This is a genomic window from Bradyrhizobium algeriense (assembly GCF_003062295.1).
In the GTDB taxonomy this organism is placed as follows: Bacteria; Pseudomonadota; Alphaproteobacteria; order Rhizobiales; family Xanthobacteraceae; genus Bradyrhizobium; species Bradyrhizobium algeriense.
In genome coordinates this window covers 736326-744135 of record NZ_PYCN01000002.1, presented here as the reverse complement: position 1 = coordinate 744135, position 7810 = coordinate 736326, and the positions used below count along the sequence as shown (strand labels likewise).

9 protein-coding genes are annotated in these 7810 nt (G+C 59.0%); 6 read left to right on the top strand and 3 right to left on the bottom strand.

What is annotated here, in order from left to right; genetic code table 11:
• Positions 1-123 precede the first annotated feature (123 nt).
• Positions 124-1233 carry a hypothetical protein gene (locus tag C7G61_RS45890; protein WP_244608170.1) on the bottom strand — a complete coding sequence of 370 codons (1110 nt, stop codon included), beginning with the start codon at positions 1231-1233 and terminating at the stop codon, positions 124-126.
• A gap of 272 nt (positions 1234-1505) precedes the next feature.
• Between C7G61_RS45890 and C7G61_RS43815 the strand changes: the two genes are divergently transcribed.
• Positions 1506-1754, top strand: a complete 249-nt coding sequence (locus tag C7G61_RS43815; RefSeq protein ID WP_145963574.1) for a hypothetical protein — start codon at positions 1506-1508, stop codon at positions 1752-1754.
• 362 nt (positions 1755-2116) lie between these two features.
• Here C7G61_RS43815 and C7G61_RS43810 read toward each other — a convergent pair whose 3' ends face one another.
• Positions 2117-2341, bottom strand: coding sequence for a hypothetical protein (locus C7G61_RS43810; protein WP_145963573.1), 225 nt, complete (start codon positions 2339-2341; stop codon positions 2117-2119).
• Between C7G61_RS43810 and C7G61_RS07550 the strand changes: the two genes are divergently transcribed.
• The 4 genes from C7G61_RS07550 (at position 2340) to C7G61_RS07530 (ending at position 5825) form a co-directional block, all read left to right on the top strand.
• Complete coding sequence (locus C7G61_RS07550; RefSeq protein ID WP_108513426.1) at positions 2340-2636, top strand: HU family DNA-binding protein; 297 nt, start codon at positions 2340-2342, stop codon at positions 2634-2636. The two genes, C7G61_RS43810 and C7G61_RS07550, sit on opposite strands and share 2 nt — an antisense overlap.
• Positions 2637-3169: 533 nt before the next feature.
• Positions 3170-4330, top strand: coding sequence for a calcium/proton exchanger (gene cax, locus C7G61_RS07545; protein ID WP_108513425.1), 1161 nt, complete (start codon positions 3170-3172; stop codon positions 4328-4330).
• 163 nt (positions 4331-4493) lie between these two features.
• Positions 4494-4709, top strand: coding sequence for a hypothetical protein (locus tag C7G61_RS07540; RefSeq protein ID WP_108513424.1), 216 nt, complete (start codon positions 4494-4496; stop codon positions 4707-4709).
• An 837-nt stretch (positions 4710-5546) separates the two neighbouring features.
• Positions 5547-5825: a hypothetical protein gene (locus C7G61_RS07530; protein ID WP_108513423.1), complete on the top strand. Its 279-nt coding sequence runs from the start codon at positions 5547-5549 to the stop codon at positions 5823-5825.
• A 32-nt stretch (positions 5826-5857) separates the two neighbouring features.
• Here C7G61_RS07530 and C7G61_RS07525 read toward each other — a convergent pair whose 3' ends face one another.
• Entirely contained in the window at positions 5858-6379 is a 522-nt protein-coding gene (locus C7G61_RS07525) for a GNAT family N-acetyltransferase (RefSeq protein ID WP_108513422.1), read from the bottom strand.
• 136 nt (positions 6380-6515) lie between these two features.
• Here C7G61_RS07525 and C7G61_RS07520 point away from each other — a divergent pair, with 136 nt between their 5' ends.
• Entirely contained in the window at positions 6516-7694 is a 1179-nt protein-coding gene (locus tag C7G61_RS07520) for an AI-2E family transporter (protein ID WP_244608169.1), read from the top strand.
• Positions 7695-7810: the final 116 nt, after the last annotated feature.

The following is a 7810-nucleotide window of genomic DNA, read 5'->3' as shown; positions in this document are numbered from 1 at the left end:
CGCCGCCATCCTGCCATGATACAGCTCCTCGTTTCGCCGACCGCAAACGAGGAATCCGCCAACAACCCGTCCGTTCCATCAATCCAGCCTGCTGCAGCACGCGGGTTTCATGGAATCGGTCGTCTAGTTCGGTCCAAGCACAGCGTCAGCCTGACGACTGTCCTTCTTGACGATGATGATCGTGCTGTTTTTGATCGCAAATCTCGCCCCGAGCAATCTGGGCACCTTCTCCGTGACAGGAGATGGGATGGGGATAGTCGGCCCGGTGACAGGATCACCGACACTGATGGGGGCTGTGGAAGAGCCTACGACGGGCGCCGGCTTGATATAGTCGCGAATGAGCTGAATCTCTTCGCGAGAGAGAAGAAGCGGTGCTTCTTCAGCACGATTTTCTCGCGGCGACTGATTTTTTTGATCGCTCACCTTGTCCAATGTTTCCCTGCTCTTTTCGATCTGATCTAGCATGGCCACTCTCAGCTTGAGCGGAAGCAGTTCGCGTTGCAGGGCGGTTAGTTCTGATTTCAAGGATTTGACTTGTATGAGGGCAGCGGCCGCGCCAGCGCAGCTCACGATTACGAGCAGGCTTAGCAGTGCGAACAGTCCGCGTTCCATATTTGCGCCTGAACGACGGGTCTCTTTCGGTGGCTGATCCTGCTGGAGATGGCGGCGCCAGATGTCGATCCCCTGCCGCACGCGCCGCGTTAGCTTACTCAAAGGATTGGAGCTTGCAGATGCACCTCGCAGCTCAGAGCCGAATCTGCGAATCAGGAAAGCATCATTGCTTCCAGCAGGCACTCGGGGATAGTCGGGCCGAGAAGTCCCTGATGGAGCTTCCAGGCCGGTTGTCTCATCACGAGGCGGGATGTGATCTGCGCTCAGGTCAATTGACCGAGACTCGCGATCAAAAATCCTCACGCGCGCTTCGGTACCGATTAGATCATCGATCAAATTCAGCGAGTGCGAGGGCGAGACGAAATCGCGATCAGGCCACTCTTGCGCCGAGATCCCCAGCGCATGGAGAAGTGACCAGCCATTCTCGGTGATCCACAAACTGTCGCCCTCGGACGCCACGAGCCCGGACTGAAAAATGTCGACATGATCGAGTGCAGAGAGCTGTTCGCTATTTCCGATCTTTTCATCTGTCGCTGCAATGAGCCGCGCGACTTCATCTGCGAGCTCATCGAGCGTCGCTCGCCCCTCGGGGCGTCTTGCCAAAGTAATCAGAACCGCCAATTTGTTCCGCACGATGGTCCAACCAAATCGCAAATCGCGCCTTGATGGTATGGGCATCCACAGCGAACTGGCAACCGGTCTCTCTGCTTAAACCTGCGAAAGACCAATGGCGCGCAGAGAAGGCAGCACCCTTGGAAACGAACTACTGCGCTTCGAGGACTGGTCACCCGGGTTCGGCTGGTGGCGCGAGAAGCGGATCAGGACCTCCAGGGCTTTGCCACGCCCACCGGTGTCGTTACGCGCCAGCCGTGATTCCCACTTCGGACATAGCAGTGAAAACGCTGAACAAAGCCGTGGTCTTAGCCAGGCCGATGATCGGCAAACGAGAACGGACCGAGGCTTGGCAAGACTTTAAAAAAGTGAATCGACGCAAGGCAGCGGTGTTACGCATCATCCGGTGTCGCTCGTTTTCGTCAGTATTTTCAGTCGCTTGTCGCCGGCTCCATTCCGGTTGCGTGCCCTCCCACCCCAACCAATTGATATTGCTTGTCTATTCGCTGTTTCTGGTGGCTTCATTTTGAATGGCGCGATTCCGCCGCCCGTTGTAGAGAGATGTCGCCATTTCGCTCGCCACCTGTTTGTTGCCGGTGCAAGTGACGCAGTCATCGGTGCATCGACGGGAGGAGTGGATCTCCAATCTCTCATAAGCTACCTCATGCGAAAGACGGGTTGAGACATTGCAGGTTCGGTTGGGGACCGGGGCATCCCTGCGTGACGGTCACGCGGAGGCTCGGACCGATGCGCGACAACGGGTGTTGTCGACCGAGAGGTTTATGCGGGAATGGCCGCTGCTGGCACGTCCAGCACGCGCAATGGCACCTGCAATAATTTGCATTGTCATGGCTGTGGTCACTAGGTTCGAAGCGGAGATTTGGGCGGTGGTTCAATCAAAGGAAAGCGCAGGTGAGTAGAAGCCAGGCTTGGAACATACGCCGAGCTGCTCCTTGCGTTTTGGGTCTCGATAGGTTTTAAGCCCGGTGACTTCATGACCATAGGCATGAACGAGAAGCGAGCTGCGTGGCTTTTGCTGCGCTTTAAACAGTGTGACGCACTCCGCGTAGCTCATGCGCATTGAATTGTTCTGAGCCTCCACAAAGGAATCCATCATGGCCAAGATGACCAAGAATCAGTTGATTGATGCAATTGCAGAAGGAACGCAGGTTTCCAAGGGAGACGTAAAGGCCGTCATCGAGCAGATGGCGATTGTAGGCTATAAGGAGCTGAATGAATCCGGCGAGTTCGTCATTCCTGGCTTCGTCAAAATGTCGGTCGTGAACAAGCCTGCTACTGAAGCCCGCAGCGGCGTGAATCCTTTCACGAAAGAGCCTATGGAGTTCGCGGCCAAGCCAGCCAGCAAGTCGGTCAAGGCGTCACCCCTGAAGGTTGCTAAAGACGCTGTTTGAAGCGAGTTGGTTGAGGTGTGTTCGTCCGTCTAACCTGTGGGTAATTCCATCACCACCTGGACAGGCGCCTCGACCCGCGCACTCTTCGCCCCGAGGCGGAAACTCTTGGGGGCCTAGGGAACAGTCTCGCAAAGGCCATGCGGTGTAATGCCCGCGTGGCCTTTTGTTTTTTGTTTATTTACTATTGTCTGACCGCAAAAATACGGGCTCTGTTCGTTCTCCGTGAACAGATGCGGACGCTCAGACCTTTGTTTCGGTCAGCAAGCCAATGTTAGCGATTGGCGCCAAGTTGGCGGGCCATGCGCGCGTTCGAGCAAGCGCTCAACCGGGAATGCTCTGCCCGATTTCGTGCCGGCGCGACCCTGCAGGCGCAATCACCCTTGACCTGGATCAAACGATCAATCGCAACAAGGCACAGTTTTGCGCTTTCGAAAGCGCGGCGCGCGGCGCCGGCGCGGGCCGATACAAGCTCACGTGACCGCAAGCACTCCAGGCCAGCGCCATTGACTGTGTCCGAAGGCGATGAGGCGTCCATGAATCCATTGCTCAAGGAAATCCGGCACAATCCTCTGCTATGGCTGCTGGCGTTCGTGCCGGTGCTGTTCGTCGCGCAAAACGTCAAGCCGGACGCGCACACGCTGCTCTTCGTGCTGTCAGTCCTGGCAATCGTGCCGCTCGCCGGCCTGCTAAGTCACGCCACGGAATCTGTGGCAGCCAAGACGGGCGACACTGTTGGAGGCCTGCTCAACGCCACGCTCGGAAACCTGACGGAGCTCGTCATCGCGCTAACCGCGCTGCACGCCGGGCAATATACTTTGGTGAAGGCATCGGTCGCAGGCGCGATCGTCACCAACACATTGTTCATGCTCGGCATGTCATTTCTACTCGGCGGACTGAGGCACCATGTGCAGGAATACGACAGGGGCAGCGCCCGGCTGCAGGCGAGCCTGCTTTTCCTGGCGACGATCGGGATCCTGATCCCCTCGGTCTCTGAAGCCGATTCCGCGGCCGGATCGGAGTTCACCGCGAAGTTGAGCGTGGGCCTGTCCGTGTTGCTTATCGTGGCCTATGGCCTGGGCCTGCTGTTCTCGCTCAAAACCCATCGCGAATTGTTTGGCGGGGCGGGGCACGCGGAGGCCGGCGAAGCACCATGGCCAATGGCGCTGGCCCTGGCCACGCTGGCTGGCGTCACCATCCTGGTCGCGCTGGTCAGCGAGGTCTTCGTCGAGTCGGTGCAGGAGGCCGCAGTGACCTTCGGGATGACGCCGGCCTTTGTCGGCTTCATTGTCGTTGCACTGGTGGGCGGTGCTGCGGAAATGGCCTCGGCCTTTTCCGGCGCACGCAAGAACCGGCTGGATCTGAGCGTGGGCATCGCGCTGGGGAGTGCATCCCAGATCGCGCTCTTTGTCGCGCCGGTGCTGGTGCTGCTGAGTTACGTCATCGGGCCGGAGCCGATGAGCCTGCAATTCTGGCCGGGCGCGGTGGTCATGATGCTGATCGCGACCATGACCGCGTCGCTGGTGACCAATAGTGGCCGCTCGGCATGGTTTGTCGGCGTGCTCGTGCTGATGGTGTATCTGATTTTTGCCATGACGCTTTACCTGTTGCCGCCGCGGACAAAAGGCGAAAGCAAACATGCGTCGATCACAGCAACGGCTCTGATCGAACATCGGTTGCCGTATCTGCGCGTTTGACGGGTCCGACAGGTGACCAGTTGAACGAAAACAGCGCCGCAAACGCAAATGCGGAAGCGGCGAGGTCACTTGCCTGTTGGGACAATGACCATTGGGGCAATAGTCCGGGCAGGGCGCTTGTCGTAAACCCGTGGCAATAATTTAACCCTCGGCAGGGGGGCCAATGACTGGTCAGCTGGAATTTAACCTACGCGCGACGCTGTGCAGACAGCTCGCCCAGCGTGAACCGGAACACCGGATTTTCTGGATGGCCGAGGCGGAGAGCTGGTCTCGCCTGTCGAGAGAGGTAAGCCGTGGCCCCACAGAAGAAAAAGCCAGCTCCGGCATCACGGCGAGTTTGCGCGAGCAGTCGGCTCGAGCTTTCTTAATCCTGGCGTAGTCGGGAAATCGCGAACAGGGATCCGGACGTTGCCGTCCGGTATCGTACGCCAGTACCATTGCGCAGATCTATCGGCGCACGCTGGACCGAACGCTACCCGACTGAAGCACTCAGCAGCTACGCATCCTCCGAATAACCTCGCTGGCGCGCCGGCATCTCGCGGAATGTCATCAACAATGTCTTTGAGTTCTTCGATGTCGCGATGCGAAGACAGCAGTATTGACTGTGCCGTATTAGGTCAGCGAAGCTTATTGACCTGGATCAACCGCGCTGATCTCGGAGGGCTTTCGATGGCCTCATCAGCAGAGGAGATCGATATGAAGAAAATCAGCATCAGGCGGGCGCTTTTGGCTACCGCGGTTTTCGCGTTCGGGACTCTTGGATCGGTAACGTGGTCACCCAGCAATGGTCTTGCACTGTCGATTGAGAGCGCGGAGGCGAGGGTAGGACGGCCGGCGACCCCTGGGAGCGTTGCGGGCGTTGCACGACGACAAACCCGCCGCGCGGTGGTCGGCGGAGCGGCCGTTGGCGCAGCCGCTGCGGGCACAGCCTGTGTCCGCGTGCTGGTCAACGGGGCGTATGTCTGCCGCTGAATTGTAACGCTGCGCGCGCAGGATAATCTCTGGTACTTGTGTGCGACGTCGCCTGACTCGCGAAGCCGCGCGCGATCGTTTGTCGTGACAATCGGGCGGCGCGGGACGTCTTTTGACGGACTTCCGCGCCCTTCGCCTATGCCGCCGACACCTATGCCGCGACACCTATGCAGCGGACAAAGGCGGTTGTTTTTCGATTGAACTGCTGCGATCATTTCGTTGGTCAAACGCAGGCAGTTTGTCGATGCGAAGGTTCCGGCTCTGGGGTACGGGTGTGATAGCCGCTTCGATCATTGCCTATGGCGTCGCCGGCGCCTTTGCGAATCCGCTCACGCCGTTCCGATATGAAGCACAGGCGCAACGACATTGCCGCGCCGATGTGGTCGTCTGGCTCGATCTCGGCAAGGGAATCTACTACTCGAATCGGCAACGACGGTATGGCCGCGGCTTTACCGGAAGTTTTGTGTGCCGGGAGGAAGCACGTAGCAACGGCTATCGCCGCTCGCTGCTGGGGCTGCGGTAGCGTCGAGCGAGATCCGGCACGAATCTCCGCGCTCAAGGCAGTTGCAGCGTCAGGTGGACCACCTGCGGCGATCCTTTCGAGTCGGGCCGGAAGCCGAACTTCTTGAACAGTTTCAGCATGGCGGTGTTCTCGGGCAACACCTCCGCGACCAGTTCCTCGAGGCCTGCGTCGCGCGCCAGGACCGCGAGATGCCGCATCAGGATCGTCCCGATACCCTGGCCCTGGTAGGCGTCGACCACGACGAAAGCGATCTCCGCCTGGCCCGATTGGACAACGATATAGCGTCCGCCGCCGGTGATGACCGGGTGGCCATCCTCAGCGATTTCCGCGACGATTGCGACGTGTGATTCAAAGTCGATGTTGAGGAAGAAGGCCATTTCGCTCTCGGAAAAACCCTTCTTCGGCACGAAGAAGCGCCGCTGCAGCGATTGCATGCTGGTCCGCCCGATAGCCGCGAGCATCTCAGCCCGGTCATCAGGACGAAGCGCACGGATCGTGATTGGACGATCGTCGCGAAGATACTCGCGGACCGAATATTCGGCGGCTTCAGGCATGACGAGAGGCTCCCCGGCTCCGGCAGTGCACTTGACCAGCCAGAACGACCTTTGCGTGCTGCCGATTGATCTGGATCAAGCGCGCGCCTGGGCAGGCGCCGATAGGCTCCTGATGTTCAGGTGAAGTTCAATCGGGATGCATCCGGTCCGCTGCGGGGTCGTTGCGCGCGTCAACGAGGTCGAAACGATGGCCGAGAGGGTAGTTCGACAGACGATATCCGGAGGAGAAATCCTCCAGCTGGCGCTCCGCCTGGGTCTGCTGGCCTTCCTCGTTTACTGGTCGTTCGTTCTTGTTCGTCCCTTCATCCCGATGCTCGCCTGGAGCATGGTTCTGACCGTGGCCCTGTACCCGCCGTACAACTGGCTATCGGTGCATCTCGGCGATCGGCCGAAGCTGGCAGCCGCGATCATCACGGTCATCAATCTTGCGATCGTCATTGGACCGGTGACATGGCTTGGATACGGCGTGATCGATGGCTTGCAAGAGTTTGCTCGCCAGCTTGGCGGCGGCACCCTGGTCATTCCGTCACCTCCTGAAGGCGTCAAGGAGTGGCCGGTCGTCGGCGCCGAGATTCACGAACTCTGGAACTATGCTTTCACAAATCTCGGGGCCGCGCTTAAAGAAGTCGCCCCGCACCTGAAGCCATTGGCTGGTCCGGTGCTTGCCTTTGCCGGCAGCGCGGGCCTGGGAACGCTCAAGTTCGTCGCGTCGGTGGTGCTGTCGGGCTTCCTGTTCCATTACGGTCCAGGTCTCGTGGCGGCAGTAAAAAGGATTCAGGCGCGCTTGGTTACCCAGCGCAGCCAGGATTTTGTTGCACTTGCCGGTTTGACGATACGCACGATAGCTCAGGGAGTCATCGGTGTAGCCGTCCTTCAATCACTGCTGGTCGGAATCGGATTGAAGCTTGCAGGCGTGCCTCATGCGGGCGTGTTGGCTTTCCTTGTGCTGATTCTTGCCATCCTGCAGATCGGATCTGCAATCGTCCTTGTTCCCGTCATCATATGGATCTGGGCGACCAAGGACTTTGCGCTGGCGCTTCCGTTGACGGTCTATCTCCTGGTCGTGGGGTTGGCCGACAATGTCCTCAAACCGATACTCATGGGACGTGGGCTGAATACGCCGATGCTTGTCATCTTCATCGGTGTTTTGGGCGGAATGCTTGCGCATGGCATCCTCGGGCTGTTTGTCGGGCCCATCATTCTGGCGGTGACCTGGGAATTGATGATGGCCTGGATCCGCGAAGAGCGGGCCGATGCCGCCGCTACTGGTGTCGAACAGAGCACCGAAGAAGTCGCCACGATGCCTGGCGTTTAGGCGCATCTTGAAGTGGCTGCACGCGCCGAACGGGCGTTATTCCCTTGACCTATATCAATGGTCCCTGCCGCCCGGGCGCAATCCTGATGCAGGGCTGCAAGCAGTGAGAGAATCGA